This window comes from Streptomyces sp. NPDC005863, from assembly GCF_042871345.1.
Taxonomy (GTDB): Bacteria; Actinomycetota; Actinomycetes; order Streptomycetales; family Streptomycetaceae; genus Streptomyces.
On the sequence record NZ_JBIAII010000015.1, the window covers coordinates 18,682 to 43,452 of the forward strand.

The 24,771-nt window shown below is 72.4% G+C and carries 23 protein-coding genes; 11 read left to right on the top strand and 12 right to left on the bottom strand.

Annotated features, from left to right (window positions below; genetic code table 11):
• Positions 1 to 6: 6 nt before the first annotated feature.
• The 5 genes from kdpB to ACFYO9_RS35030 all read right to left on the bottom strand — a co-directional run bounded on the left by kdpB (position 7) and on the right by ACFYO9_RS35030 (position 4,619).
• Complete coding sequence (gene kdpB / locus ACFYO9_RS35010; RefSeq protein ID WP_358777942.1) at positions 7 to 2,175, bottom strand: potassium-transporting ATPase subunit KdpB; 2,169 nt, start codon at positions 2,173 to 2,175, stop codon at positions 7 to 9.
• Complete coding sequence (gene kdpA / locus ACFYO9_RS35015; protein ID WP_358777943.1) at positions 2,172 to 3,881, bottom strand: potassium-transporting ATPase subunit KdpA; 1,710 nt, start codon at positions 3,879 to 3,881, stop codon at positions 2,172 to 2,174. The genes kdpB and kdpA overlap by 4 nt, the downstream gene beginning before the upstream one ends.
• Before the next feature lie 8 nt (positions 3,882 to 3,889).
• Positions 3,890 to 3,979 carry a K(+)-transporting ATPase subunit F gene (kdpF, locus tag ACFYO9_RS35020; protein WP_355810199.1) on the bottom strand — a complete coding sequence of 30 codons (90 nt, stop codon included), beginning with the start codon at positions 3,977 to 3,979 and terminating at the stop codon, positions 3,890 to 3,892.
• On the bottom strand, positions 3,976 to 4,128 hold the full coding sequence (locus ACFYO9_RS35025) for a hypothetical protein (protein WP_358777944.1): 153 nt from the start codon (positions 4,126 to 4,128) through the stop codon (positions 3,976 to 3,978). The genes kdpF and ACFYO9_RS35025 overlap by 4 nt, the downstream gene beginning before the upstream one ends.
• Before the next feature lie 95 nt (positions 4,129 to 4,223).
• Positions 4,224 to 4,619, bottom strand: a complete 396-nt coding sequence (locus ACFYO9_RS35030; protein ID WP_355810196.1) for a cupin domain-containing protein — start codon at positions 4,617 to 4,619, stop codon at positions 4,224 to 4,226.
• Between the two features lie 52 nt (positions 4,620 to 4,671).
• On the opposite strand from ACFYO9_RS35030, the gene ACFYO9_RS35035 reads away from it, so the two are divergent.
• Complete coding sequence (locus tag ACFYO9_RS35035; protein ID WP_358777945.1) at positions 4,672 to 5,715, top strand: helix-turn-helix domain-containing protein; 1,044 nt, start codon at positions 4,672 to 4,674, stop codon at positions 5,713 to 5,715.
• A gap of 73 nt (positions 5,716 to 5,788) precedes the next feature.
• On the top strand, positions 5,789 to 7,348 hold the full coding sequence (locus tag ACFYO9_RS35040; RefSeq protein WP_358777946.1) for an acetolactate synthase large subunit: 1,560 nt from the start codon (positions 5,789 to 5,791) through the stop codon (positions 7,346 to 7,348).
• Positions 7,349 to 7,669: 321 nt separating this feature from the next.
• Here ACFYO9_RS35040 and ACFYO9_RS35045 read toward each other — a convergent pair whose 3' ends face one another.
• From ACFYO9_RS35045 to ACFYO9_RS35055, 3 genes are all read right to left on the bottom strand, one after another.
• A complete protein-coding gene (locus tag ACFYO9_RS35045; protein ID WP_358777947.1) occupies positions 7,670 to 10,534 on the bottom strand; it encodes a peroxidase family protein in 2,865 nt (954 codons plus the stop codon).
• 340 nt (positions 10,535 to 10,874) lie between these two features.
• Positions 10,875 to 11,291, bottom strand: a complete 417-nt coding sequence (locus ACFYO9_RS35050; protein ID WP_358777948.1) for a YchJ family metal-binding protein — start codon at positions 11,289 to 11,291, stop codon at positions 10,875 to 10,877.
• Positions 11,292 to 11,364: 73 nt separating this feature from the next.
• Positions 11,365 to 12,066, bottom strand: a complete 702-nt coding sequence (locus ACFYO9_RS35055) for a FadR/GntR family transcriptional regulator (RefSeq protein ID WP_355810183.1) — start codon at positions 12,064 to 12,066, stop codon at positions 11,365 to 11,367.
• Between the two features lie 138 nt (positions 12,067 to 12,204).
• Between ACFYO9_RS35055 and ACFYO9_RS35060 the strand changes: the two genes are divergently transcribed.
• Both ACFYO9_RS35060 and ACFYO9_RS35065 read left to right on the top strand, forming a co-directional pair.
• Positions 12,205 to 12,720 (top strand): gluconokinase, encoded by a 516-nt coding sequence (locus ACFYO9_RS35060; protein ID WP_355810617.1) that lies wholly within the window; start codon positions 12,205 to 12,207, stop codon positions 12,718 to 12,720.
• A 138-nt stretch (positions 12,721 to 12,858) separates the two neighbouring features.
• Positions 12,859 to 14,256, top strand: a complete 1,398-nt coding sequence (locus tag ACFYO9_RS35065) for a gluconate:H+ symporter (RefSeq protein ID WP_355810181.1) — start codon at positions 12,859 to 12,861, stop codon at positions 14,254 to 14,256.
• Between the two features lie 193 nt (positions 14,257 to 14,449).
• Here ACFYO9_RS35065 and ACFYO9_RS35070 read toward each other — a convergent pair whose 3' ends face one another.
• The 3 genes from ACFYO9_RS35070 to ACFYO9_RS35080 all read right to left on the bottom strand — a co-directional run bounded on the left by ACFYO9_RS35070 (position 14,450) and on the right by ACFYO9_RS35080 (position 18,829).
• Positions 14,450 to 15,961 carry an APC family permease gene (locus tag ACFYO9_RS35070; protein ID WP_358777949.1) on the bottom strand — a complete coding sequence of 504 codons (1,512 nt, stop codon included), beginning with the start codon at positions 15,959 to 15,961 and terminating at the stop codon, positions 14,450 to 14,452.
• A 96-nt stretch (positions 15,962 to 16,057) separates the two neighbouring features.
• Positions 16,058 to 17,020 (bottom strand): hypothetical protein, encoded by a 963-nt coding sequence (locus ACFYO9_RS35075; RefSeq protein WP_358777950.1) that lies wholly within the window; start codon positions 17,018 to 17,020, stop codon positions 16,058 to 16,060.
• 153 nt (positions 17,021 to 17,173) lie between these two features.
• A complete protein-coding gene (locus tag ACFYO9_RS35080; protein WP_358777951.1) occupies positions 17,174 to 18,829 on the bottom strand; it encodes an FAD-binding dehydrogenase in 1,656 nt (551 codons plus the stop codon).
• A 258-nt stretch (positions 18,830 to 19,087) separates the two neighbouring features.
• Here ACFYO9_RS35080 and ACFYO9_RS35085 point away from each other — a divergent pair, with 258 nt between their 5' ends.
• The 6 genes from ACFYO9_RS35085 (at position 19,088) to ACFYO9_RS35110 (ending at position 23,229) form a co-directional block, all read left to right on the top strand.
• Entirely contained in the window at positions 19,088 to 19,975 is an 888-nt protein-coding gene (locus ACFYO9_RS35085; protein ID WP_358777952.1) for a DMT family transporter, read from the top strand.
• Positions 19,976 to 20,395: 420 nt separating this feature from the next.
• A complete protein-coding gene (locus ACFYO9_RS35090; RefSeq protein ID WP_358777953.1) occupies positions 20,396 to 21,055 on the top strand; it encodes a TetR family transcriptional regulator in 660 nt (219 codons plus the stop codon).
• Positions 21,052 to 21,852, top strand: a complete 801-nt coding sequence (locus ACFYO9_RS35095; protein WP_358709736.1) for a glucose 1-dehydrogenase — start codon at positions 21,052 to 21,054, stop codon at positions 21,850 to 21,852. Before ACFYO9_RS35090 ends, ACFYO9_RS35095 begins: the two co-directional genes overlap by 4 nt.
• A gap of 48 nt (positions 21,853 to 21,900) precedes the next feature.
• Positions 21,901 to 22,440, top strand: coding sequence for an NUDIX domain-containing protein (locus ACFYO9_RS35100; RefSeq protein WP_358777954.1), 540 nt, complete (start codon positions 21,901 to 21,903; stop codon positions 22,438 to 22,440).
• 76 nt (positions 22,441 to 22,516) lie between these two features.
• Positions 22,517 to 22,909, top strand: a complete 393-nt coding sequence (locus tag ACFYO9_RS35105; protein ID WP_355810159.1) for a DUF202 domain-containing protein — start codon at positions 22,517 to 22,519, stop codon at positions 22,907 to 22,909.
• Positions 22,897 to 23,229 carry a DUF202 domain-containing protein gene (locus ACFYO9_RS35110; protein ID WP_355810157.1) on the top strand — a complete coding sequence of 111 codons (333 nt, stop codon included), beginning with the start codon at positions 22,897 to 22,899 and terminating at the stop codon, positions 23,227 to 23,229. The genes ACFYO9_RS35105 and ACFYO9_RS35110 overlap by 13 nt, the downstream gene beginning before the upstream one ends.
• A 54-nt stretch (positions 23,230 to 23,283) precedes the next feature.
• On the opposite strand, the gene ACFYO9_RS35115 is transcribed toward ACFYO9_RS35110, so the two are convergent.
• A complete protein-coding gene (locus tag ACFYO9_RS35115) occupies positions 23,284 to 24,219 on the bottom strand; it encodes an NADP-dependent oxidoreductase (RefSeq protein ID WP_358709738.1) in 936 nt (311 codons plus the stop codon).
• A 162-nt stretch (positions 24,220 to 24,381) separates the two neighbouring features.
• On the opposite strand from ACFYO9_RS35115, the gene ACFYO9_RS35120 reads away from it, so the two are divergent.
• Positions 24,382 to 24,678: a hypothetical protein gene (locus ACFYO9_RS35120; RefSeq protein ID WP_358777955.1), complete on the top strand. Its 297-nt coding sequence runs from the start codon at positions 24,382 to 24,384 to the stop codon at positions 24,676 to 24,678.
• Positions 24,679 to 24,771: the final 93 nt, after the last annotated feature.

Genomic DNA, 24,771 nt, shown 5'->3' on the forward strand with positions numbered 1-24,771 from the left:
ACCACGTCACCCAATGCCGGGAAGGAGAGAGAGGAGTACGTCGATGACCTTGATGCCGACGAACGGGGCGATGAGACCGCCGAGGCCGTAGACGCCGAGGTTGCGGCGAAGCATCCGGTCGGCGCTCATCGGCCGGTACCGGACACCCTTCAGGGCGAGCGGCACGAGCGCGACGATGATCAGTGCGTTGAAGACGACCGCGGAGAGGATCGCGGACTCGGGCGACGACAGGTTCATGATGTTGAGCTTGTCGAGGCTCGGGTGGGCGACGGCGAACATGGCCGGGATGATCGCGAAGTACTTCGCGACGTCGTTGGCGATCGAGAAGGTCGTGAGCGCGCCCCGGGTGATGAGGAGCTGCTTGCCGATCTCGACGATCTCGATGAGCTTGGTGGGGTCGGAGTCGAGGTCGACCATGTTGCCGGCCTCCTTGGCGGCCGACGTGCCCGTGTTCATCGCGACGCCGACGTCGGCCTGGGCGAGCGCGGGGGCGTCGTTGGTGCCGTCGCCGGTCATCGCGACCAGCTTGCCGCCGGCCTGCTCGCGCTTGATGAGCGCCATCTTGTCCTCGGGCGTGGCCTCGGCGAGGAAGTCGTCCACGCCCGCCTCGTCCGCGATGGCCTTGGCGGTGAGCGGGTTGTCGCCGGTGATCATGACGGTCTTGATGCCCATGCGGCGCAGCTCGTCGAAGCGTTCGCGCATGCCCTCCTTGACGACGTCCTTGAGGTGGATCACCCCGAGGACCCGGGCGCCGTCGGCGTCCTCCACGGCCACCAGGAGCGGTGTGCCGCCGGCCTGGGAGATCGTGTCGTTGAGTTCCCGCGCGTCCTCGGCGACCGCTCCCCCGCGCTCCTCGACCCAGGCGATGACCGAACCGGTCGCGCCCTTGCGCACCTTGCGGCCGTCCACATCGACACCGGACATCCGGGTCTGCGCCGTGAACGGCACCCACGCGGCGCCGGTCAGCTCCCCCCGGTGCCGCTCGCGCAGCCCGTACTTCTCCTTGGCGAGTACGACGACGGAGCGGCCCTCGGGCGTCTCGTCGGCCAGTGAGGAGAGCTGGGCCGCGTCCGCGAGTTCGGCCCCGGTGGTGCCGCGCACCGGCACGAACTGAGCCGCCCGGCGGTTGCCGAGGGTGATGGTGCCGGTCTTGTCGAGCAGCAGGGTCGAGACGTCGCCGGCGGCCTCCACCGCCCTGCCGGACAGGGCGAGGACGTTGCGCTGGACCAGGCGGTCCATGCCGGCGATGCCGATCGCGGAGAGCAGGGCGCCGATGGTCGTCGGGATCAGACAGACCAGGAGCGCGGTCAGGACGATCATCGAGGTCTGGTCGTCGGCGCCCGCGTAGATCGCGAAGGGCTTGAGGGTGACGACGGCGAGCAGGAAGACGATGGTGAGGGAGGCGAGGAGGATGTTCAGCGCGATCTCGTTGGGCGTCTTCTGCCGGGCCGCGCCCTCGACCAGGTTGATCATGCGGTCGATGAACGTCTCGCCGGGCTTCGTCGTGATCTTGATGACCACGCGGTCGGAGAGCACCCTCGTACCGCCGGTGACGGCCGAGCGGTCGCCGCCGGACTCCCGGATGACGGGGGCCGATTCGCCGGTGATCGCGGACTCGTCGACGGAGGCCACGCCCTCGACGACGTCACCGTCGCCGGGGATGATGTCGCCGGCCTCGCAGACGACGAGGTCGCCGATGCGCAGGTCGGTGCCGGGCACGGACTCTTCCGTGGTGCCGGTGAGACGGCGGGCGACGGTGTCGGTCTTGGCCTTGCGCAGGGTGTCGGCCTGGGCCTTGCCGCGGCCCTCGGCGACCGCCTCCGCGAGGTTGGCGAAGAGGGTGGTCAGCCAGAGCCAGACGGTGATCGCCCAGCCGAACCGGTCCCCCGGGTCCTTGACGGCGAGGACGGTGGTGACCACCGAGCCGATCAGGACGACGAACATGACGGGTGACTTGACCATCACGCGCGGGTCCAGTTTACGGACCGCGTCCGGCAGCGACTTCAGGAGCTGGGCCGGGTCGAAGAGGCCCGCGCCGACCTTGCCCGCGTCGGGGCTCTGGTGGGCGGGGGGCGCCGGCTGTCGGGGGGCGGGGTCCTGGGTGGCAGGGTCCTGGGGGGTGACCGCGCCCGTGGGCCGGTCGTCCCGCTCGTGCTTCGTGGTGTGAGTGCTCATGACGCCAGCCCCTCGGCAAGCGGTCCCAGCGCTAGCGCGGGGAAGTAGGTGAGACCGGTGATGATCATGATGGTGCCGACCAACAACCCGGTGAACAGCGGCTTTTCGGTGCGCAGGGTGCCCGCGGTGACCGGGACCGGTCTCTGCCCGGCGAACGATCCGGCGAGCGCGAGGACGAACACCATCGGCAGGAAGCGGCCGAGCAGCATGGCGATGCCGAGGGTGGTGTTGAACCACTGCGTGTCGGCGTTCAGGCCCGCGAAGGCGGAGCCGTTGTTGTTGGCGCCGGAGGTGTACGCGTACAGGATCTCGGAGAAGCCGTGCGCGCCGGAGTTGGTCATCGAGTCGCCCGGGGTGGGCAGCGCCATCGCGACGGCCGTGAAGCCGAGGACCAGCGCCGGGGTGATCAGGAGGTAGCAGGCCGCCAGCTTGATCTCGCGGGTGCCGATCTTCTTGCCCAGGTACTCCGGGGTGCGCCCGACCATCAGGCCGGCGATGAACACCGCGATGATCGCCATGATCAGCATGCCGTAGAGGCCGGATCCGGTGCCGCCCGGCGCGATCTCGCCGAGCTGCATGCCGAGCATCTCGATGCCGCCGCCGAAGCCGGTGTAGGAGGAGTGGAAGGAGTTGACGGCGCCGGTGGAGGTGAGCGTGGTGGCCACCGCGAAGATCGACGACCCGCCGATCCCGAACCGGGTCTCCTTGCCCTCCATCGCCCCGCCGGCCAGGTCGAACGCCGGGCCGCCGTGGTGGAATTCGGTCCACATCATCAGCGCGGTGAAGCCGAGCCAGATGGTCGCCATCGTCGCGAGGATCGCGTGGCCCTGCCGCAGCGAGCCGACCATCCGGCCGAAGGTGCGGGTCAGCGCGAAGGGGATGACGAGGATCAGGAAGATCTCGAAGAGGTTGGACAGCGGGTTCGGGTTCTCGAAGGGGTGGGCGGAGTTGGCGTTGAAGTAGCCGCCGCCGTTGGTGCCCAGCTCCTTGATGACCTCCTGGGAGGCGACCGCTCCGCCGTTCCACTGCTGTGTGCCGCCCATGAACCGGCCGACCTCGTGGATGCCGGCGAAGTTCTGGAGAGCGCCGCAGGCGACCAGGACGAGGGCGCCGACGACCGCGATGGGCAGCAGGACGCGGACGGTGCCGCGCACCAGGTCGGCCCAGAAGTTGCCGAGTTCACCGGTGCGGAGGGAGGCGGGTTCACCGGTGCGGGTGGGGGTGCCGCCCGCTCGTACGGCGCCGAAGCCCCGTACGAGCGCGACCGCCACGGCGATCCCCACGGCCGCCGAGACGAAGTTCTGCACGGCGAGGCCGCCGGTCTGCACGACGTGGCCCATGGCCTGTTCGCCGGAGTACGACTGCCAGTTGGTGTTGGCCACGAAGGACGCGGCGGTGTTGAACGCCTGGTCCGGGTCGATGGAGCGGAAGCCGAGCGAGCCGGGCAGCGAGCCCTGCAGCCGCTGCAGCAGATAGAGGAAGAGGACGCCGGCCGCGGAGAAGGCGAGGACCCCGCGCAGATACGCGGGCCAGCGCATCTGCGCGTCGGGGTCGGCGCCGATGGCCCTGTATATCCACTTCTCGACGCGGAGGTGCTTCTTCGAGGAGTAGACGCGGGCCATGTGGTCGCCCAGCGGCCGGTGGACCAGGGCGAGCGCCGCGGTCAGGGCGAGGAGCTGGAGCACGCCAGCGAGGACGGGGCTCATGTTCGTGCTCAGAACCTCTCCGGGAAGACGAGGGCGAGGACGAGATAGCCAAGGAGGGTGACGGCCACGACGAGGCCGACGATGTTCTCGGCGGTCACAGCTTCGTCACCCCCTTGGCGACGAGTGCCACCAGCGCGAAGACCGCGATCGTGGTGACGACGAAGGCCAGGTCGGCCATCGTGAGCTCCTGGAGGAAGTGGACGGTGCAGCACGTGCTCGGACGGTCCGAGGTAACCGCCCTTTTCACCGTCCACAGCCGTCGTTGACACCCTCCATACGGCACGCTCAGCCGTCTTGACGGCTCTCATACGTCAGGGCCTCACGGGCGGACTCCCGCTGGTCTCACGCGTGCAGCGCGTGCCCCGTCGTCACGTCCACGTGCGCCGGGACCTCGTCGTGGCGGTCGCCGACCGTCGACGTCCCGGTGGGCTCGAAGAGGAGGATGCGGGCGCCGTCCGGGGCGCTCGGCCGGTGCTCCGTGCCGCGCGGCACCGTGAAGACCGAGCCCCGCGGGAGCGTGACCCGGCGCTCCCCCGCCGGTTCGCGCAGGTCGATGTGGAGCTCGCCGCCGAGTACGAGGAAGAACTCGTCGGTGTCGTCGTGGACGTGCCAGACATGCTCGCCCTCGACCTTGGCGACGCGGACGTCGTAGTCGTTGACGGAGGTGACGATGCGGGGGCTCCACAGGGCGTCGAAGGAGGCGAGGGCCTGGTCGAGAGCGATGGGTTCGGTGTTCATGGAGTGATCTTGCGACGTGACCCGCCACCGCCACGAGTGCTAGAAATCGCACATGACGCAAGGATCCTCGCAACCGCCCGCCGGACGACGGGCGCATCGCGTCGTGGTCGTCGTCGACGAGGGCACCAACCCCTTCGAAGTCGGCGTCGCCACCGAGGTCTTCGGACTGCCGCGGCCCGAACTCGGCCTGCCGGGCGCCCTGTACGAGATCGTGCTCTGCACCACGAGGCCGGACGTCCGCATGAACCACGGCTTCTTCACCCTCACCGGCGTGCCGGGGCTCGATGCCGCCGACACCGCGGACACCCTGATCATGCCGGGGCGGCCCGACCACACCGTGCCGCGCGCCCCGGACGTCCTGGCCGCCGTCCGGCGGGCCCACGCGCGCGGCGCCCGCATCGTGAGCTTCTGCACCGGCGTCTTCGCGCTCGCCGAGTCGGGCGTCCTCGACGGGCGCCGCGCCTCCACGCACTGGCAGTGGGCGGACGCCTTCCGGGAGCGGTTTCCGGCCGTGCGGCTCGAAGCGGATGTGCTCTTCGTCGACGACGGCGACATCCTCACCGCGGCGGGCAGTTCCGCCGCACTCGACCTGAGCCTGCATCTCGTGCGCATGGACTTCGGGGCGGAGGTCGCCAACTCCGTGAGCAGGCGGCTCGTGTTCGCCGCCCACCGGGACGGCGGGCAGCGGCAGTTCATCGAACGGCCCGTGCCCACGGTGCCGGACGAGTCCCTCGCACCGCTTCTCGCCTGGGCGCAGGGCCAGCTCGCCGACTCCCTCACGGTGGCCGGTCTCGCGGCCCGCGCCGGGGTCAGCCCCGCGACCCTGCACCGCCGTTTCCGCGCCCAGCTCGGCACCACCCCGCTGGCCTGGCTGACGGCCGAGCGGGTGGCGCTGGCCTGCCGACTCATCGAGCGCGGCGAGGAACGCCTCGACGTGGTCGCGCGCCGCAGCGGTCTGGGCACCGCGGCCAACCTGCGGGCCAGGCTGCGCCGCGAGACGGGGCTCAGCCCGTCCGGTTACCGGCAGCGGTTCGGCCCCGCGGGGTCTGCGGCGGCTGGCCGGTTCCCGGCTGCCGCCGCGGCCCGGACCCCGTGAAGACTGGCCTCCCCCACCCGGCGGGCGCCGCCGCCCACCGTGCGCCCACGTCACCGAGCAGAGGCGGACCGCCATGCCGAACGGAGCGCAGATCCTGATCGACGGCCTCGTGGACGGGGGTGTACGGGCCTGCTTCGCCAACCCCGGCACCTCCGAGATGCACTTCGTCGCCGCGCTCGACGAGACGCCCGGACTGCGGCCCGTGCTCTGTCTCTTCGAGGGGGTCGCCACGGGGGCCGCGGACGGGTACGGGCGGATGACGGGGCGCCCCGCGTGCACCCTGCTGCACCTCGGGCCCGGCCTCGCGGGCGGCCTGCCGAACCTGCACAACGCCCGGCGGGCCGCGACGCCCCTCATCAACGTCGTCGGCGACCACACGCTGCACCACAAGCGGCTCGACGCGCCCCTGGAGTCCGACATCGGGGCGCTCGCCCGCACCGTGTCGGCCTGGACGCGGCGTACGTACTACGCCACCGAGCTCGCCGGGGACGTCCCGGCCGCCGTCGCCGCCGCGACCGGGCCGCCCGGCGCCGTCGCGACGCTGATCGTGCCCGCCGACGTCTCCTGGTCGCAGGCGGGCGAGCCGTCGCGGGCCGCGCCGCCCGGGCCCGCGCGGCGCGGCCTGGTCTCCGTGGACGCCGTGACCGGGGCGGCCGCCGCGCTGCGCTCGGGTGCCGACGTCGCCCTGCTGCTCGGCGGGGATGCGGTCCGCGGGGCCGGGCTCGCGGCGGCGGGGCGGATCGCCGGGGCGACCGGCGCGAAGCTGCTGTGCGAGACCTTTCCCGCCCGCATGGAGCGCGGCGCGGGCCGCCCCTCCGTCGAGCGGCTCGCCTATCTCGCGGCGGGTGCGGCGGGCCAACTCGCGGGCGTACGGCACCTGGTGCTGGCCGGCGCGGCCTCGCCGGTCGCCTTCTTCGCGCACCCCGGGCGCGGCGGTGCGCTGGTCCCCGAGGGGTGCACGGTGCACACGCTTGCGGCCGGTGCGGAGGACGTGACGGCGGCGCTCGAAGGGCTCGCCGAGGTGGTCGGGCCCGGCGGCGCGAAGCCGGTGCGGCAGGCGGCGGACCGGCCCGCGCTGCCGCTCGGCGAGCTGACGGCCGAGTCGGCGGCGGCCGTGATCGGGGCGTTGCTGCCGGAGGGCGCGGTGGTGGTGGACGAGGCCAACACCTCCGGCCTGTGGCTGCCCGGCGCGACCGCGGGCGCGCCGCCGCACGACTGGCTGACGCTCACCGGCGGTGCGATGGGGCAGGGGCTGCCGCTCGCGGTGGGGGCGGGGGTGGCCTGCCCCGACCGCCCGGTCATCGCGCTGGTCGGCGACGGGGCCTCGATGTACACGCTGCAGGCGCTGTGGACGCAGGCCCGGGAGGGCCTCGACGTCACGACGGTGGTCTTCGCCAATCGTTCGTACGCGATCCTCAACCTGGAGCTCGGGGCGGTGGGCGGGGGCGGCGAGCGGGCGCGGCGGCTCCTCGACCTGTCGGGCCCGCCCCTGGACTTCGTCGCGCTGGCGCGCGGGATGGGGGTACCGGGAGAACGGACGGCGACGGCGGAGGAGTTCGCGGCGGCGCTGAAACGGGGGGTGGCGGAGCGGGGGCCGTTCCTGATCGAGTGCGGGGTCGCGGCGCTGGCTTGAGGGGTCATCGCCGCTCGGCGCGCCCGCCGGCATGCCCGCACACACGCACCCCCGCCACGGGGCTCCGCCCCGGACCCCGCTCCTCAAACGCCGGAGGGGCTGAATTGCAACCCCGGATCCCGCTCCTCGAATGCCGGAGGGGCTGAAGTACAACCCCGGGCCCCGCTCCCCGAACGCCCGAGGGGCTGAAGTACAACCCCGGGCCCCGCTCCCCGAACGCCCGAGGGGCTGAAGTACAACCCCGGGCCCCGCTCCCCGAACGCCGGACGGGCTGAACTCCAACCCCGGACCCCGCTCCTCAAATCGCGGAGGGGTTGAATCTCAACTCCCGTCGTGCACCGGCTGCACCTGTCGCCACGGTGCGAACGCGGTGGCTCCGCGTGGTAGGAGACCCGCGAGTTCCGGGCAGTGGCGCAGCAGGACGGAGTTCATGCCGCCCTTCTGGACCCAGTCGATGCCGAGCGGGGTGTAGATCTCGGGGCGGAAGTCGACCGTGAGGAAACGGTCGCTCTGCAGCCGCCGGGTGGCCATCAGGATGAAGACGCGGAACGCGGTGTCGCTGAAGCCGAAGCCGTGTGGCGGGTTCTCGGCGAACAGGCCGACGACGGTGTCGATCTCGTCGACGGACCGGTAGACGTCCCGCAGTCGCGCCACGGTCTCGGGGTCCTGCGACAGGTCCTCGAAGCGGCGGATGCGCCGCTTGTGCAGGCCCGCGCGGAAGTCGTTGTAGCGGGGCACGCCGCGCCTGCGGGTGCGGACCAGGTCGACGACGGAGAGGTCGATGATCTCGCCGTCGCGCTCGAACTGCTGTAGCGCGCGCGGGAAGTTGTGCAGGGTGATCGCGCCGGGATGGGCGATGCCGAAGGAGTAGAGCGTGTCGGCGAGACCCGTCTTGCGGATGGCCGCCTCCGCGGCGCCGCCCTGGATGTCGCGGAAACCGAGCGTCTCCAGGCGCTGCCCGAAGTGGTGCTCGCGCATCTCGAAGTCGTCGGGGATCAGCGGGTGCATGCGGTAGACGGTGACGAAGTCCTCCGTCAGGGAGTACGGGGCGCCGTGGTGGTCGGGCAGTGTCCTGGGGATGCCGGTCAGCGAGTGGGATTCGAGCAGCCACAGGCCGAGCTTCTGCAGCCATTTGCCGGGCGGGCCGTCCCAGTTGGTGTGCAGGCCGAGGTCGATGGCCTCGGTGGCGAGGATCGCCGGGGTCCACTCCACCGTGTGAATCTTGGCGATGAGGGCCGAGACGACGAGGCGCGCCGTGTGATAGACGCTCTCCTCGCTCATCGAGGGGTAGGCGTGCCGCAGCGCGTCGCAGACCGCGTTGTGCTCGCGGGCGAAGAGGGTGTGCAGGGCGCTGAGCCCCATCCACCAGCTCTCGGCGAAGCCGGTCAGCGGGATGCCGCCCGTACCGATGGGCAAGTGCCCCTCTTCCAGGCGGAGTTTGGCACCCCCACCGGGCTCGCGCAGGTACCTGGCGGTCTGTTCGTTCTCGCCGTACACCTCGGAGCCGTCCCACCAGTGGGACGCGGCGTTGGCGAAGAGGAGCGGCGGCCGGTCGCCGGGCAGTTCGATGCCCTCGTTCTCGGCGAAGCGCATCACCTTCTCGGCGGGCCCGCCCGGGGTGTTGTGCCAGACGGTGCCGGGCGGCAGCGGCACCTCGACGGACTTGCCGCCCGGCTTGTGGCGCCGGTGGTTGACCCAGTCGTGGACCTGGAACTGGATCCAGGCGGCGGCCAGCACGTTCAGCGAGGTCGCGGGCAGGAAGGTGTCCCGCTGCAGCAGTTGGCGGCTGACCGTGACCGGGTTCGGCACGTCGAAGAGGTCGGGGCGGTGGACCGGGGCGAGGTTGCGCCCGAAGGACGCGCCGACGGCGCCCATGGTGGGCTGGGAGAGGTCGTTGTACGTGCCGTCGTAGGAGCGGACGGTGCGCAGCCGCTCGTCGAACGGGGCAGGCGCGGGCATGGCCTTGGGCGGCGCCTCGTGCACGTCGGTGTCGATGAGGTTGAAGCGGCGCAGCGCCTTGCGCAGGAAGACGAGGTTGAGCAGGCTCGTCTCCAACGGCAGCTTGTGCCAGGGCACTTGGCGGTTGAGGAGGCGGAACGCGGCGCCGACGGGAGCGCCCAGCGCCTTGTTGCGCAGCGGTTCCACGGTGACGAAACGCAGTCCGCCCCGGTGTGCGGCGCTGGCCTCGTAGGCGGACTTGCGGGCCCGGTTGAGGTTGCCGAGCGGGCGGAAGTCGTCGGTGGTGTACCAGGGGTTGAAGCCGATGGCCTCGACGCGGCCCGCGGCGGCGCGCGCCTCGGCGGTGTCGAGGTCCTGGCCGGGAACGGTGAGGGTGGCGACGGGCACGGCGGGCGCGACGTTCTCCGGCCACACCGCCGCGCCGTCCTCGATCGGGGTGCGGCGTTCGTCGACGTACCGCTGGACGCACAGGTCGAAGACGATGTCGTGGCGGGCGAGCCGCGTCTCCAGTTCACGGCGCAGGTACTGGGGGTCGCGGTGGCCGCCGGCGTTCCGGGAGCCGCCGGTGGTGCCCGCGGGGCGCAGCAAATAGCGCACCGGCCCCGCGGGGCCCCACAGGATGGCGCTGCGGGACCAGTACGTCCGGGTGGCGAGGCTGTCGACCGGGTGCCGGGTGGCGGCCCGTACGTTGTGCCGCATCCGGGTGGCCGTACTGGGGCCGACGGCGAGCGGGAGCTTGACGAAGAGGGCGACGGCCTTCTTCGAGCGGGTGGTGGCGCCCGCCATGGCGCGGGCGAAGGCGACGAACTCGCGGGCGTCGCGGGCGTGCGAGACCGGGTGGTCGGTGGCCAGCAGGTCGTGGTTCTCGTCCGCGGTGACGGCCACGCGCACGGCGATGCCGCGCAGGTCGGGGGCGCCGTCGGCCTGCCGGATGCCGCTCGCGTTGGAGAGCCGCACGGTCGCCGGGTAGGCGGCGCCGGGCCGGGCGAAGCCGCAGCGCAGGGCGTCGGGGAGGTCGTCGTGGAAGCGCAGCCGGGCGTTCTCCACGCCGAGGGCGGCCTTGGCGTGCAGGGTGCGCTCGATCCCGGCACCCTTGGCCGCCCGGCGGTTCTTCTCCTGCACCTTCATCAGTTCCACGGCCAGGCGCTGGAACAGCCGGTGCTCCGCTTGTGGACTGCCGCCCAGGTAGCGCTCGTAACTCTGCTGGTGCTGTCCGGTGTCGGCCATCGGGCGCCTCTTCCTTCGCACGGCTGCTTGCGGGAGTGCGTACGGGACAAGGGGGCAGGCAGACGCTACTGGCGGCACCGGCGGCCCGCAGCGGCGGTTCCCGCCTATGTGCGCGGCAGGTTCCCGGCTTCGAACAGGCGGGCGGGGCAGGGCATTTGGGCCCGTGGACGGCGGTCAAGGGTGTACGGGGGCCGACGTGCGGCGCGGCGTTCACACCCCGTGTGCGCGCTCGCTTCCCAGCAGCCCCACGCGAGCGAGGTGCGCGGTGGCCGGGTCGCGACGGGTGGGCGCGGCGCGGGCCGCGGACGTGCGGGTCCGGGGCACCGCCGCCTGCGAACGCCTACTCGATGAAGGTGCCGTCGACGTACACCCATGCGCCGTCGAGCCGTTCGAAGCGGCTCTCCTCGTGCAGGGCGTCCGGACGGCCGCCGTCGGTGTAGCGGGCCCGGAAGGTGACCGTGCCGGTGGCGTGGAAGGCGGTGCCCTCGGAGACTGCCCGGATCTCCAGGCCGGTCCAGCGCATCGCCGGGTCGAACTCGACGCGGGGCGGCCGGGTCCGGGGGTGCCAGGTGCGCAGCAGATACCCCTCGTCCCGTACGGCGAAGGCGCTGTAGCGGGAGCGCATCAGCTCCTCGGGGGTGGTCGCGACGGCCTCGCCCCGGTGCAGCCGGCCGCAGCACTTCTCGTACGGCAGGGGGCGCCCGCAGGGGCAGGGCGTGGCGGCGGGGCGGGCGGCGCGTCGGGGCATGACGCCCATTGTCGCCGACCGGCGGGGGCGGCGTGCGCGGGGACGGGTGCCGGGGTCCTGCGCCACAGCCCGCCGGGGCCCGTCAGGGAGCCAGGATGTCCAGTTCCTCCAGGGCGCCCAGCGCGATCTCCCTGGTCAGCGCCTCCGCGCGGACCGCGTCGCCCTCCCTGACCGCCTCCGCGACCTTGACGTGCAGCGTGACGGCGGGCGGGTCGGGGTCCTCGAACATGACCTGGTGGGCGGTACGGCCGGTCAGGACCTCGGCGACGACGTCCCCGAGCCGGGCGAACATCTCGTTGCCGGAGGCGTTGAGGATCACCCGGTGGAAGGCGACGTCGTGCTTCAGGTACCCCTCCAGCTGGTGGCCGCGCGAGTGGGCGACCATGCCGAGGGCGCACTCGGTGAGCTCCGCGCACTGGGCGGCGGTGGCGTGCCGGGCGGCGAGCCCCGCGGCGACCGGTTCGACGGCGGAGCGCAGCACGGTCAGCGAGCGCAGCTGCCGGGGCTGGTCCGGGCCGGCCAGGCGCCAGCGGATGACCTGCGGGTCGTAGACGTTCCACTCCTCGGCGGGCCGCACGGTCACGCCCACCCGGCGGCGGGAGGCGACCAGGTGCATGGACTCCAGGACCCGCACCGCCTCGCGCATCACGGAGCGGGACACCTCCAGGCGCTGGGCCAGCTCGTCGGTGCGCAACACGCTGCCCGGCGGGTACTCGCCGGCCGTGATCGCGGGCCCGAGGCTTTCCAGTACGCGGGAGTGCAGCCCTCGGGGCGGTTCGGTCATGGCGAAAGCCTACGAGGCCGGAGCTCCGGACAATAAGTCAGACTTTTATGTCACAGCCTCTTGAATTTGTCGGACCTAATGAGTTTCAGTGACGTGAACAACCGACCGATGTCGATGAAGACAGCGAGGCAGGACGCGATGCAGGAACGGCGCACCCCCCACGTCGTCGTAGTCATGGGCGTGGCAGGAACCGGCAAGACCACGATCGGCCCCCTGCTCGCGGCCCGGCTCGGCGTTCCGTACGCCGAGGGCGACGACTTCCACCCGCCGGAGAACATCCGGAAGATGTCGTCCGGTACGCCGCTCACCGACGACGACCGGTGGCCCTGGCTCGACGCGATCGGCGCCTGGGCGCACGGGCGGGCCGGGCTCGGCGGCGTGGTCAGCAGCTCCGCGCTGAAGCGGGGCTATCGCGACCGGTTGCGGGCGGCCGCGCCCGGCGTCGTCTTCGTCCACCTCACGGGTGACCGGGCACTCATCGAGGACCGGATGTCGCACCGGCAGGGGCACTTCATGCCTGCGGCGCTGCTCGACTCCCAGTTCGCCACCTTGGAGCCTCTCGGGGCGGATGAGGTCGGCGTCGGCGTCGATGTCGCCGGGAGCCCGGACGACATCGCCGACCGGGCCGTCGAGGCGCTCGGTCGTCTTGGCTGAGCGCTCCCGCCAGTAGTTCTCTGACCGCGGGCCGGCTGTGGCTGGTCGCGCCCACGCGGCGGAGCCGCACATGTAACAGCCCCGCGCCCCTTCGAGGACGCGCCCCGCACCCCCGTACCCACGTACAAGGAACCCACCGTGACCCATCTCAGCGTCGAGATGTTGGCAGCGGAGTCCGTCGAGCCGATCACCTCCGCGGGCCACGCCCAGCTGGGGATCGCCGTCCTCGCGGGCATCGCCGTCATCGTCCTGCTCATCACCAAGTTCAAGATGCACGCGTTCCTCGCGCTGACCGTCGGGTCGCTGGCGCTCGGGGCCTTCGCGGGCGCACCGCTCGACAAGACCATCACCAGCTTCACCGGCGGGCTCGGCGACACCGTCGCGGGCGTCGGCGTGCTCATCGCGCTCGGCGCGATCCTCGGCAAGCTGCTCGCGGACTCCGGGGGCGCCGACCAGATCGTCGACACGATCCTCGCCAAGGCCGGCGGGCGCGCGATGCCCTGGGCGATGGTCCTGATCGCCTCGGTGATCGGACTGCCGCTCTTCTTCGAGGTCGGCATCGTGCTGTTGATCCCGGTCGTCCTGATGGTCGCCCGGCGCGGCAACTACTCGCTGATGCGGATCGGCATCCCGGCGCTCGCCGGTCTCTCCGTGATGCACGGGCTCATCCCGCCGCACCCCGGCCCGCTCGTCGCCATCGACGCGGTCAAGGCCAACCTCGGCGTGACGCTCGCCTTCGGCGTGCTCGTCGCCATCCCGACGGTGATCGTCGCCGGGCCGCTGTTCTCCAAGGTCGCGGCGCGCTGGGTGGACGTCCCCGCCCCCGAGAAGATGATCCCGCAGCGCCCCTCCGAGGACCTGGAGAAGCGCCCCGGCTTCGGCGCGACGGTGGCCACCGTGCTGCTGCCCGTCGTCCTGATGCTGGCCAAGGCGCTGGTGGACATCGTGGTCGACGACCCCGAGACCACCGTGCAGCGGGTCTTCGACGTCATCGGCTCGCCGCTGATCGCCCTGCTCGCGGCGGTGATCGTGGCCATGTTCACGCTGGGCCGGGCGGCCGGCTTCACCAAGGGCCGCCTCTCCACCACCGTCGAGAAGTCGCTCGCCCCGATCGCGGGCGTGCTGATGATCGTGGGCGCGGGCGGCGGCTTCAAGCAGACGCTCATCGACATCGGCGTGGGCCAGATGATCCTGGACTTCTCCAAGAACTGGTCGATCCCTGCGCTGCTCCTTGCCTGGCTGATCGCGGTGGCCATCCGGCTCGCGACGGGTTCGGCGACGGTCGCGACGATCTCCGCGGCCGGTCTGGTGGCGCCGCTGGCCGCCGACATGTCGACCGCGCACACGGCGCTGCTCGTGCTCGCGATCGGTGCGGGTTCGCTCTTCTTCTCGCACGTCAACGACGCGGGCTTCTGGCTGGTGAAGGAGTACTTCGGCCTCGACGTCGGCCAGACGATCAAGACGTGGTCGGTGATGGAGACGATCATCTCGGTGGTGGCGGGCGCCCTGGTGCTCCTGCTCTCACTGATCGTCTAGCTGCCGAAATACGAATCTGCCGTGGCCGCGCTGACCGTCAAAGCGCGGCCACGGCAGACCTGTTCAGCCACCCGGCACCCGAGACACCACCCCGGCCATGGCGGGCGATTCAGCCCGTCCGGCGCTTGAGGACGAACTCGGCGAAGCCGGTGACAGACCGAGCCCCGTACACCCGTCACGCCCCCGGCGACGGTCACGCCCCCGGCGACGCCGCCGCCGTCTTCTCCAGTTGGAACGCCTCGTTCCCCAACCCGATCCGCGCATGCGCCTCGGGGTCCCGGGAGCGCAGCACCCTCCCGTACACCACGCCCACGATCGCGGCCGCGAAGATCACGCCGGGCAGCACCCAGCTGAGCGTGGAGCCCTCCCCCGCGCCGACCAGGACGTCGAAGTCCTTGACCGTGTAGCCCGCGATGACCAGCAGGCCGACCGCGGCGAGGGCGGAGGCGGTGATCCGCCAGATCTGGGCGCGCGCGGCGCCGCGCCGGGCGAAGAAGACGATGACGGCGACGGACGCGGTGGCCATCAGCAGGATCACGCCGAGCGCCCCGATGTTGCCGCCCCAGGTGAACAGGTGCAGGACGGGTGCCGTCGGGTCGCCCGCCGCGCCGTCGTCGGTGACCGCGAACGCCGCGACGACGACCACGGAGACGACGGTCTGCAGCAGGGAGCCGGTGCCGGGCGCGCCGGTGGAGGTGTTGGTGCGGCCGAACGCGGCGGGCAGCAGCCTCTCGCGCCCCATCGCGAACGCGTACCGCGCGACCACGTTGTGGAAGCTGAGGATCGCCGCGAACATGCCGGTCACGAAGAGGACGTGCAGCACGTCGGTGAAGGTCCCGCCGAGCCGTGACTCGGTGAGCCCGAAGAGCAGCCCCGCGCTCTGTTCGCGCGCCGCGGGGACGATGCCGGAGGGGCCCGCCGCGACCGTGAGCGCCCACGAGCTGAGCGCGAAGAAGACCGCGACGAAGCCCACCGCGAAGAACATCACGCGGGCGACCACGACCTGCGGGCGGCTGGTCTCCTCCGCGTACACGGGGGCCTGCTCGAAGCCGGTGAAGGCGGCGATGCAGAAGCACAGGGAGGTGGCGACGCCCGCGCCGGTGAGCGTGTCCGGGTTGAACGCGTGCAGCGACAGGCCCTCCTTGGCCGGGTCGACGACGGCCGCGATGTCGAAGACGACGACGAGCGCCACCTCGATGAGGAGCAGCACGCCGAGCACGCGCGCGTTGAGGTCGATCTTCAGCCAGGCGAGGACCGCGACGACGGCGACGGCGCACAGGGCCGGGATCCACCAGGCGACCTCGACGTCGGCGTACGTGTGCAGGAGCCCGGACACCTCGAAGCCGAGCATGCCGTACAGGCCGGCCTGCAGCACGCTGTAGGCGACGAGCGCGACCACGGCGGCGCCCGCGCCTGCCGTGCCGCCGAGACCGCGGGATATGTACGCGTAGAAGGCGCCGGCGTTGTGCACGTGCCGGCTCATCTCCGCGTATCCGAAGCTGAAGAGCGCGAGGACGACGCCGAGGACGAGGAAGAGCAGGGGCTGTCCGACGACGCCCATCACGCCGAAGGTGGTGGGCATGACGCCGGCGACGACCATCAGCGGTCCCGTCGCGGCGAGCACGGAGAGCAGCAGGCCCGCCGTGCCGAGCCGGCCCGCGCGCAGCGCCCGCTCCTGTCCCTTGTACGTGCTGATCCCGGCCATGGCGCGGTAGTCCTTTCAGGGGTACTGAGGGAGTACTGAGTGCGTGATGAGGGGTTACGGATCGGGGGTCGGGGGCGGAGGGTCGGGGGCGGAGGGTCAGGCCGCGCCGAACGCGGCGGCCCGGGCGGCGCGGAACGCCGCGTAGGGGTCCCGGTCCGGATACGACCAGGGGCCCGGGGTCGCGTGCCGTCCGATGCGGTGGAAGAGCGCGGCGGCCTCGGCGGCCCTGCCCTCGCCGGACTTGGCGTGCGCGAGGAAGTTGAGGTCGACGAGGCAGCGGGGGTGGACCGGCCCCTCGGGCGTCCGCCACTCCAGCCACCAGTCGAAGGCGCCCTTCATGACCCCGCGGGCGCGCCGCCCCGCCCAGTGCCCGGACCTGACGGGGTCGGCGGACTCCAGGCCCGCGGCGGCGAGGACGCGGTAGCGCTCGGCGTGCGCGATGACCGGCAGGACCGCCAACGGCGAGTCGGCGGAGGCCTGTTCGGCGGCCCAGGCGGCGAAGTCGTACACCTCGTGCAGCGGATCCTGGCCGGCGCCGGGGCGCCGCTCGGCGAGCCTGGCCACCATCAGATGGTGGGCGTGGTGGTGCTCGGCGTGGCGGTGCCGCACCTCGTCGAAGAGGCGTACGACGTCCTCCTCGCGGCCGAGGGAGCGTTCGAGGACGAGCAGCGCGAGCCAGGGCGTCGGGTCGGCGGGGGCACCGGCCGCGGCGGCGCGGCACCGCTCCCTCGCCCGGTCGGAGCGCTCCTTGCCGCGCAGCGCCCGGTGTACAGCGGCGAAGGCGAGCAGCATCTCGGCGTCGTGGCTCTCGGGTTCGGCGAGCCGCCAGTCGCGGGCCCACGCGGTGGTGGTGGGCTCCTGGGCGAGGACGTCGAAGCGGTGGCCCCTGCGGTCCCAGTCGTCGCCGGTCGCGGCGAGCAGCGCGCGGGCCTCGGTCCAGCGGCCCTGCGCCAATGCCGTGCGGGCGGTGGCGAGTTCGGTGTCGTCGAGTGCGGCGTCGAAGGCGTGCCCTGCGGCTTTTCGGCGGGAACGCCCCAGTGGGGGTGGGGGTGGTGACACCGCGGGACGTCCTCCCCGGGCGCGGTTTGCGTACGAATGATCACGCACAGCAAACCGGTAGGCACGGCTCCGCGTCAAGGCCGGCCGAAGTCAACCCCTTTCACCAACTCGTCCCACGATCCGCCCACTTCGTCCCGCTCGACGTCCGTCCGGTCAGTTCACCGCACGGGCGGCGGCGCGGCCCGCCGTGCGCCCGGAGAAGAGGCAGCCGCCGAGGAAGGTGCCCTCCAGCGAACGGTAGCCGTGCACTCCGCCGCCGCCGAACCCGGCCGCCTCGCCGGCCGCGTACACCCCGGGCAGCGGCTCGCCGCCCTCGGTCAGGACGCGCGAGGAGAGGTCCGTCTCCAGGCCGCCGAGGGTCTTGCGGGTGAGGATGTTCAGGCGCACGGCGATCAGCGGGCCCGCCGCGGGGTCCAGGATCCGGTGCGGGGCGACGGCGCGGATGAGCCGGTCGCCGAGGAACTTGCGGGCGCCCCGGACGGCCGTCACCTGGAGGTCCTTGGTGAAGGGGTTGGCGATCTCGCGGTCGCGCGCGGCGAGGGTGCGGCGCAGCGCGGCCTCGTCGATGAGCGGCTCCTTGGTGAGCGCGTTCATGCCGCGCGCCAGCGCGCCGAGGTCCTTCTCGACGACGAAGTCGACGCCGTTGTCCATGAACGCCTTGACGGGGCCGGGCACGTCGGCCCGCGCCCGGTCGATGACGCCGCGCACGGACTTGCCGGTGAGGTCGGGGTTCTGTTCCGACCCGCTGAGGGTGAACTCCTTGCCGATGATGCGCTGGTTGAGCACGAACCACGTGTGGTCGTACCCGGCCTTCATGATGTGGTCGAGGGTGCCGAGCGTGTCGAACCCGGGGAAGAGCGGCACGGGCAGCCGGTCGCCGCGGGCGTCCAGCCACAGCGACGAGGGCCCCGGCAGGATGCGGATGCCGTGCCGCTCCCAGATGGGGTTCCAGTTCTCGATGCCCTCGGTGTAGTGCCACATCCGGTCGCGGTTGATGAGCCGGCCGCCGGCCTCCTCGGCGATGCCGAGCATCTTGCCGTCCACGTGCGCGGGCACCCCGGAGATCATCTTCTCCGGCGGGGTGCCGAGCCGCTCGGGCCAGTGCGCGCGGACGAGGTCGTGGTTGCCGCCGATGCCGCCCGAGGTGACGATCACCGCCTGGGCCCGGAACTCGAAGCTCCCGGTCACCGCGCGGCCGCTGGCCCGGCCCCGCTCCACGGACGACGGCTCCAGGATCTCGCCGCTGACCGTGTCGACGTCGCCCGCGCTGCGCCCGAGCCCCGTGACGCGGTGCCGGAAGCGGAACTGGACGAGCCCCCGGGCCGCCCCGGCGCGCACCCGCCGCACGAACGGCGCGAGCAGCCCCGGCCCGGTCCCCCAGGTGATGTGGAAGCGCGGCACGGAGTTGCCGTGGCCCTGCGCGTCGTAGCCGCCGCGCTCGGCCCAGCCGACCACGGGGAAGAAGCGCACGCCCTGCCCGTGCAGCCAGGACCGCTTCTCGCCCGCGGCGAAGTCGACGTACGCCTCGGCCCACTGGCGCGGCCAGTGGTCCTCCGGACGGTCGAACCCGGCCGTCCCCATCCAGTCCTGCAGCGCGAGCGCGTGCGAGTCCTTGATCCGCAGCCGCCGCTGCTCCGGCGAGTCGACGAAGAAGAGGCCGCCGAAGGACCAGTGCGCCTGCCCGCCGAGCGACTGCTCGGGCTCCTGGTCGACGAGGATGACGCGGCGCCCCGCGTCCACGAGCTCCGCGGTCGCCGCCAGTCCGGCGAGCCCCGCTCCGATCACGATCACATCTGCGTCGTACGCCATGGCGCTCGTCCTCCTCGACAGGGCCTTGCCAGGTTACCGACCGGTCAGATCCCGGACAGGTCGAATCCTGGAGAGCCGAGTGACGCACGTCAACCGACAGAGAGGGGGAACCCGTCAAGATCCGGGGAGCGGCGCGCACGGATCGCCGCTATCGTCGGGCCAAGTCTCCCTCTTCCACCCCGGCTTGACCCTTCCCGTCCCACTCGCCCCTTCCCTCCCGGTCAGAACCCCTCCGCCCCCACTCCTCAGGTATGTGACGTGTCGGTCCTGGTCCTCGCCCTCGCCGTCGGTGCCGCCTGCTGTCTCGGCCTCGGATTCGTGCTCCAGCAGAACGTGGCCCGCCGGGCGCCGCTGAGCGACTTCCTGTCGCTGCGGCTCCTCCTGGACCTGGTACGGGTGCCGCGCTGGCTGGCCGGGATCGGGCTGATGGTGTGCGGGATGGTGCTCGGCGCGCTCGCCCTGGGCCGCGGGGAGATCTCCTTCGTCGAGCCGCTGCTCGCCACCCAGCTGCTGTTCGCCCTCGCGCTCTCCCGCCACCAGACCGGCCAGCCGCTCGGCCGGCAGGGGTGGGCGGGACTCGTGCTGCTCGCGGGCGGGGTCACGGCGTTCATTGTGGCGGGCGAGCCACGCGGCGGCGACGCGGTCACCAGCCCGCTGCGGCACTGGCTCATCGTCGGGGTGATGGTGGGTGCGGCGCTGGTCCTGACGGCGTACGCGAAGAAGTCCCGGCTCGGCGCGGCGCCCACTCTGCTGGCGGTCGCGGCGGGGCTGCTCTACGGGGTGCAGGACTCGCTGACCCGGGTGACGGGTGACCGGTTCGCCGAGGGCGGGCTCATGGAGGTGCTCACCGGCTGGCAGCCGTACGGGGTGCTCGTCCTCGGCGTCGTGGGGCTCGTCCTGGTGCAGAGCGCCTTCGAGACGGCGCCGCTGCGGATGTCGCTGCCCGCGCTGACGGCCACGCAGCCGCTGGCCGGGATCGCCTGCGGCGTCGGGTTCCTCGGCGACCGGCTGCGGACCGACACGGGGGCGCTCGCCTGGGAGGCGGCGGGGCTGGCCTCCGTGGTGGTGGGGGTGGTGCTGCTCGGGATGCATCCGGCCATGCCGGGTCGTGGCCGGGGGCCTGTGGGGGTGCTTCACCGCCGTTGACGGTGACTGTCGCCGGCTGCGCCTGGCTCGTCCTCAAGCGCCGGACAGGCTTCCATCTCCGTCACCGGCTCCGCCGAGTTCGTCCTCAAGCGCCGGACGGGCTCTGATTTCCGTCGCCGGCTGCGCCTTGCTCGTCCTCAAACGCCGGACAGGCTTCCATCTCCGCCACCGGCTCCGCCGAGTTCGTCCTCAGACGCCAGACGGGCTCCTACTCTACGTCGCAGGCTTCGCCTTGCTCGTCCTCAAGCGCCGGACAGGCTTCCATCTCCGTCACCGGCTCCGCCGAGTTCGTCCTCAAGCGCCGGACGGGCTCTGATTTCCGTCGCCGGCTGCGCCTTGCTCGTCCTCAGACGCCGGACAGGCTCTGATGTCCTTCGCCAGGGCTCGTTTTTAATAATGGCCAGCATTACACTCGTACCCATGGCCCCTACATCCGGTTCCGCGACCCGCGAGAAATTGCTGCGCGCCGGTGAGGAGGTGTTTGCCGCTCAAGGGGTGGACGGGGCCCAGTTGCGGGACATCGTTCGGCTTGCGGGGCAGGGCAATCCCTCCGCCGTGCAGTACCACTTCGGCTCACGGGCCGGGCTGCTCGATGCCGTCATGGCGGAGCGTCAGCGCCGTACGGAGCAGGTGCTCGGCGTCGAGCTGGAGCGGGTCGGCGGCACCGGGGCCGGGCTGCGTGGGCTGCTCACCGCCCTCGTGAGCGCCGAGGCCGGCGAATTGCGTACCGAACGCGGCTGCCGCTGCCTCCGCATCTCCGCCCAGCTCAGCCACGAGAGCGGCGTCCGTACCCGCACTCCGCACCCCACCCTCGACGGCACCGTCTACTGGACGCTCATCGGGCGGATCGAGGAGCAGGTCGCCCGGCTCGCGCCCGGCCTCCCGGAGCCGCTGCGGCTCGAACGGCTCGACCTCGCCCTCACTCTGATCGGCGCCGCCCTGGCCGACCGCGCCCGCCAGTACCTGGCCGGCACCACCCCCCTGACCGGCGAGGACGTCCTCCTCGCCGACCTCGTCGAGACCACCGCGGCGCTGCTGCGGGCGCCGCATCCCACCCCTGGACCTGGAGACACCTCATGAGCCAGCCCGAGACCAACCCGCAGGAGACCAACCCGCACGACCTCACCGGCCGGACCGTCGTCATCACCGGCGCCGCGCGCGGGCTCGGCGCCGAGGCCGCGCGCCAGGCCGTCGCCGCGGGAGCGAACGTCGTCCTCACCGACGTGCTCGACGACGAGGGGCGCGCCACCGCGGCCGAACTCGGCGGGCGTGCCCGGTTCGTCCGCCACGACGTGACCTCCGAGGAGGACTGGCGGGCCGTCGTCGACTTCGCGGTCCGCGAGTTCGGCGACCTGCACGGCCTGGTCAACAACGCCGGGATATCCACCGGCCAGTTCCTGGAGTCGGAGTCCGTCGAGCACTTCCGCAAGGTCCTCGACATCAACCTCACCGGCGTGTTCATCGGCATGAAGACCGCCGTGCCCGCCATGAAGGAGGCCGGCGGCGGCTCGATCGTCAACATCTCCTCCGCCGCGGGCCTGATGGGCCTCGCGCTCACCGCCGGGTACGGCGCCTCCAAGTGGGGCGTCCGCGGCCTCACCAAGATCGGCGCCGTGGAGCTCGGCACGGCCCGCGTCCGCGTCAACTCCGTCCACCCCGGCATGACGTACACCCCGATGACCGCCCAGGTCGGCATCGAGAAGGGTGCGGGCAACTACCCCAACACCCCGATGGGCCGGGTCGGCGAGGCCCACGAGATCGCGGGCGCCGTGGTCTTCCTGCTCTCCGAAGCCGCGTCCTACGTGACCGGCGCTGAGCTCGCCGTCGACGGCGGCTGGACGGCCGGTCCCACCGTGCAGTACGTCATGGGGCAGTGAGGTCGAGCGTGTGATGGGAGTGATGTGGGTGTGCGGTTGGATGGGTCCATGACGTCGTCCCGTGGGCCCGCGCCCGATCCCCGCGAAGAGATGCTGACCATCGTCGACGAGAACGACCAGGTGATCGGTGCGGCCCCGCGCGGGGAGGCGTACGCCCGCGGGCTGCGCCACCGCTGTGTGTCCATCCAGGTCCGTGACGCCTGGGGCCGCCTCTTCGTGCACCGCCGCACCGCGACCAAGCTGGTCTACCCCTCGATGTACGACATGTTCGTCGGCGGCGTGGTCGGCGCGGGCGAGTCGTGCGACGACGCGGCCCTGCGCGAGGCCGAGGAGGAGCTCGGGGTGCACGGACTGCCGCGCCCCACCCCGCTGTTCACGTTCCTGTACGACGACGGCGCGGGGCACAGCTGGTGGTCGTACCTCTACGAGGTCCGCTGCGACCTGCCGGTGGACCCGCAGGTCGAGGAGGTCGCCTGGCACACGTTCCTCACCGACGAGGAGCTGGAGCAGCGGCTGGCCGAGTGGGAGTGGGTGCCGGACGGGCTGGCCGCCCACCGTCGCCTGCGGGCGTTCCGCGCGGGCGGCTGACGGTCTCACGCCCGGCGCGTGAGGCACCGTGCGGCCCCTTCCGTACCGGCCGGGCGGCACGGCTTATGGTGCGGCCGTGAGCAATTTCGTACAAAGCCTGAGGCTGTGGTTCGCCCCCGAGCGCATCCGCGAGGAGGGCGACACCCCCGACTACCGCTTCTCGCTCGCCAACGAACGCACCTTCCTGGCCTGGCTGCGCACCGCCCTCGCGCTGATCGGCGGCGGCTTCGCCGTGGACCAGTTCCTGCCGGACCTGCGCTGGGGGTGGCGGATCGGGCTCGCCCTCGCGCTGCTCGCCGCGGGCGTGCTCTGCTCACTGCGCGCGGTCGACCACTGGGTGCGCTGCGAGCGGGCCATGCGGCGCGGCGAGGACCTGCCGGCCGGCCGCTTCCCGACGGTGCTGAGCCTGGCGGTGGCCGTGGTGGCGCTCGCCATGGTGATCGTCGTCCTCTTCGGGTGGGCGGGGTGACATCGGCCGGCGAGGACGACGCCCGCGACCCGGGGCTGCAGCCGGAGCGCACCCGGCTCGCCTGGCGCCGTACGACGCTGTCGGCCACGGTCGCCGCGGTGCTCGCCGCCCGCGCGGTGCTGCACTCCGGGGCGACCGCGCCGGGCGTGCTGGCCTGCGCGGTCTGTCTGCTCCTGTGGCTGGGCTTCCTCGCCGTCGCGCACCGCAGGATGGTGGCCCTGACCACGCGCGAGCCCCGGACGATGACGCTGCGGGCCGCGCGGACGGCGGCGCTGTGCACGCTCGCGCTGGCCGTGTGCGCGGCGGCGATGGTGGTCTGAGGGCTCCTGGGGTGGCCCCGGTGCGGCGCGTACCGGCCTCTCGGCTCCCGGGGCTCAGTCCTCCCAGTCCACCGTGACGACGATCTTGCCGCGGGTGCGGCCCTCCTCGCTCAGCCGGTGCGCCTCGGCCGCGCGCTCCAGCGGGAACGTCCGGTCGACGTGGACGGTCACCACGTCCTGCTCCACCAGCTCGGTGAGGTGCCCGAGGTCCGCGGCGTCGGGGCGTACGAAACAGTAGACGCCGCCCAGGTCGACCACCCCGCCGTCCGCGATGGACGCCAACCGGCCGCCGGGCGCGAGCAGTTCGGCGGAGGCCTTGAGCGTGGCGCCGCCGACCGTGTCGAAGGCCGCGTCGACGCCGTCAGGGGCGAGCGCGCGGACCCGGTCGACGAGGCCGTCCCCGTAGGTGACCGGCTCGGCGCCGAGCTCGCGCAGGAAGTCGTGGTTGCGTTCGCTCGCGGTGCCGATGACGCGGGCGCCCGCGTGCCGGGCGAGCTGCACCGCGATCGAGCCGACGCCGCCCGCCGCCGCGTGCACCAGAACGACGTCTCCCTCGGTCACCCCCAGCGCGTCGCCGACGACCTGGTGGGCGGTGAGCCCGGCGAGCGGCAGCCCCGCGGCTTCCGCGAAGGTGAGGTTGCGCGGCTTGCGGGCGAGAGTGCGCACCGGGGCCGCGACGTACTCGGCGAAGGTGCCGCGCGAGAGGAAGTCCTCGCGCACATAGCCGATGACCTCGTCCCCGACCTCGTACTCCGGTACCGAGGCGCCCGGTTGGACCACCACACCGGAGACGTCCCAGCCTGGGATCACCGGAAAGACGGGGTCGATGAGCCCGTCGAGGTGCCCCTCGCGGCACTTCCAGTCGACGGGGTTCACGGCCGCGGCGCGCACCTTCACCAGGACGGAGTCGGGGCCGACCTTGGGGTCGCGCACCTCCCCGTACTCCAGGACGTCGGGTCCGCCGTAGCCGCGGTAGCTGATCGCCTTCATCGAGTCGCCTTCATTGGGTCGCCTTCATCGGGTCGCCTTCGCAGGGTCGGGGAAACGGCGGGAAAGGGAACATCGCCAAGGGTTCCATAACGGAATTAATGGGGCATCAGGGGCTAGCCTGAGAGGGTCAACCCCCTCCGGCAGTCACAGAAGGTGCGCGTCATGACCACGCTCCACCACGAACACCCGGTGCACGACCACATCCACGGCCCGGCCTGCGGCCACCCCGAGGTGCCGCACGGCGACCACGTCGACTACGCGCACGACGGCCACCTGCACCGTCTGCACTCCGACCACTACGACGAGTGCGAGCCGGCCGGTCACTCCGCTCACCAGAGCCACGACCACCAGCACGGGGACGGCTGCGGCCACGACGCCGTGGCGCACGGGGACCACGTCGACTACCTCCACGACGGACACCGGCACGCGGCACACGACGGGCACTGGGACGACCACTGACCCCTCCCCCGCACGCGTCCCGTGACTCCCCCGTACCGGCCCCGAATGGCAGGCTGGTGCGGGGGATCACGCATTTCCGGGGGCTCCGCGCCC

Bases quoted from the DNA above. Each gene is read 5' to 3' on its own strand.
- ACFYO9_RS35080 (WP_358777951.1), bottom strand. From the start codon at position 18,829: ATGGCGTACGACGCAGATGTGATCGTGATCGGAGCGGGGCTCGCCGGA.
- ACFYO9_RS35090 (WP_358777953.1), top strand. From the start codon at position 20,396: ATGGCCCCTACATCCGGTTCCGCGACCCGCGAGAAATTGCTGCGCGCC.
- ACFYO9_RS35095 (WP_358709736.1), top strand. From the start codon at position 21,052: ATGAGCCAGCCCGAGACCAACCCGCAGGAGACCAACCCGCACGACCTC.
- ACFYO9_RS35040 (WP_358777946.1), top strand. From the start codon at position 5,789: ATGCCGAACGGAGCGCAGATCCTGATCGACGGCCTCGTGGACGGGGGT.
- ACFYO9_RS35070 (WP_358777949.1), bottom strand. From the start codon at position 15,961: ATGGCCGGGATCAGCACGTACAAGGGACAGGAGCGGGCGCTGCGCGCG.
- ACFYO9_RS35060 (WP_355810617.1), top strand. From the start codon at position 12,205: ATGCAGGAACGGCGCACCCCCCACGTCGTCGTAGTCATGGGCGTGGCA.
- kdpA (WP_358777943.1), bottom strand. From the start codon at position 3,881: ATGAGCCCCGTCCTCGCTGGCGTGCTCCAGCTCCTCGCCCTGACCGCG.
- ACFYO9_RS35050 (WP_358777948.1), bottom strand. From the start codon at position 11,291: ATGGGCGTCATGCCCCGACGCGCCGCCCGCCCCGCCGCCACGCCCTGC.
- ACFYO9_RS35120 (WP_358777955.1), top strand. From the start codon at position 24,382: ATGACCACGCTCCACCACGAACACCCGGTGCACGACCACATCCACGGC.
- ACFYO9_RS35055 (WP_355810183.1), bottom strand. From the start codon at position 12,066: ATGACCGAACCGCCCCGAGGGCTGCACTCCCGCGTACTGGAAAGCCTC.
- ACFYO9_RS35115 (WP_358709738.1), bottom strand. From the start codon at position 24,219: ATGAAGGCGATCAGCTACCGCGGCTACGGCGGACCCGACGTCCTGGAG.
- ACFYO9_RS35100 (WP_358777954.1), top strand. From the start codon at position 21,901: ATGACGTCGTCCCGTGGGCCCGCGCCCGATCCCCGCGAAGAGATGCTG.
- ACFYO9_RS35045 (WP_358777947.1), bottom strand. From the start codon at position 10,534: ATGGCCGACACCGGACAGCACCAGCAGAGTTACGAGCGCTACCTGGGC.
- ACFYO9_RS35030 (WP_355810196.1), bottom strand. From the start codon at position 4,619: ATGAACACCGAACCCATCGCTCTCGACCAGGCCCTCGCCTCCTTCGAC.
- kdpB (WP_358777942.1), bottom strand. From the start codon at position 2,175: ATGAGCACTCACACCACGAAGCACGAGCGGGACGACCGGCCCACGGGC.
- ACFYO9_RS35035 (WP_358777945.1), top strand. From the start codon at position 4,672: ATGACGCAAGGATCCTCGCAACCGCCCGCCGGACGACGGGCGCATCGC.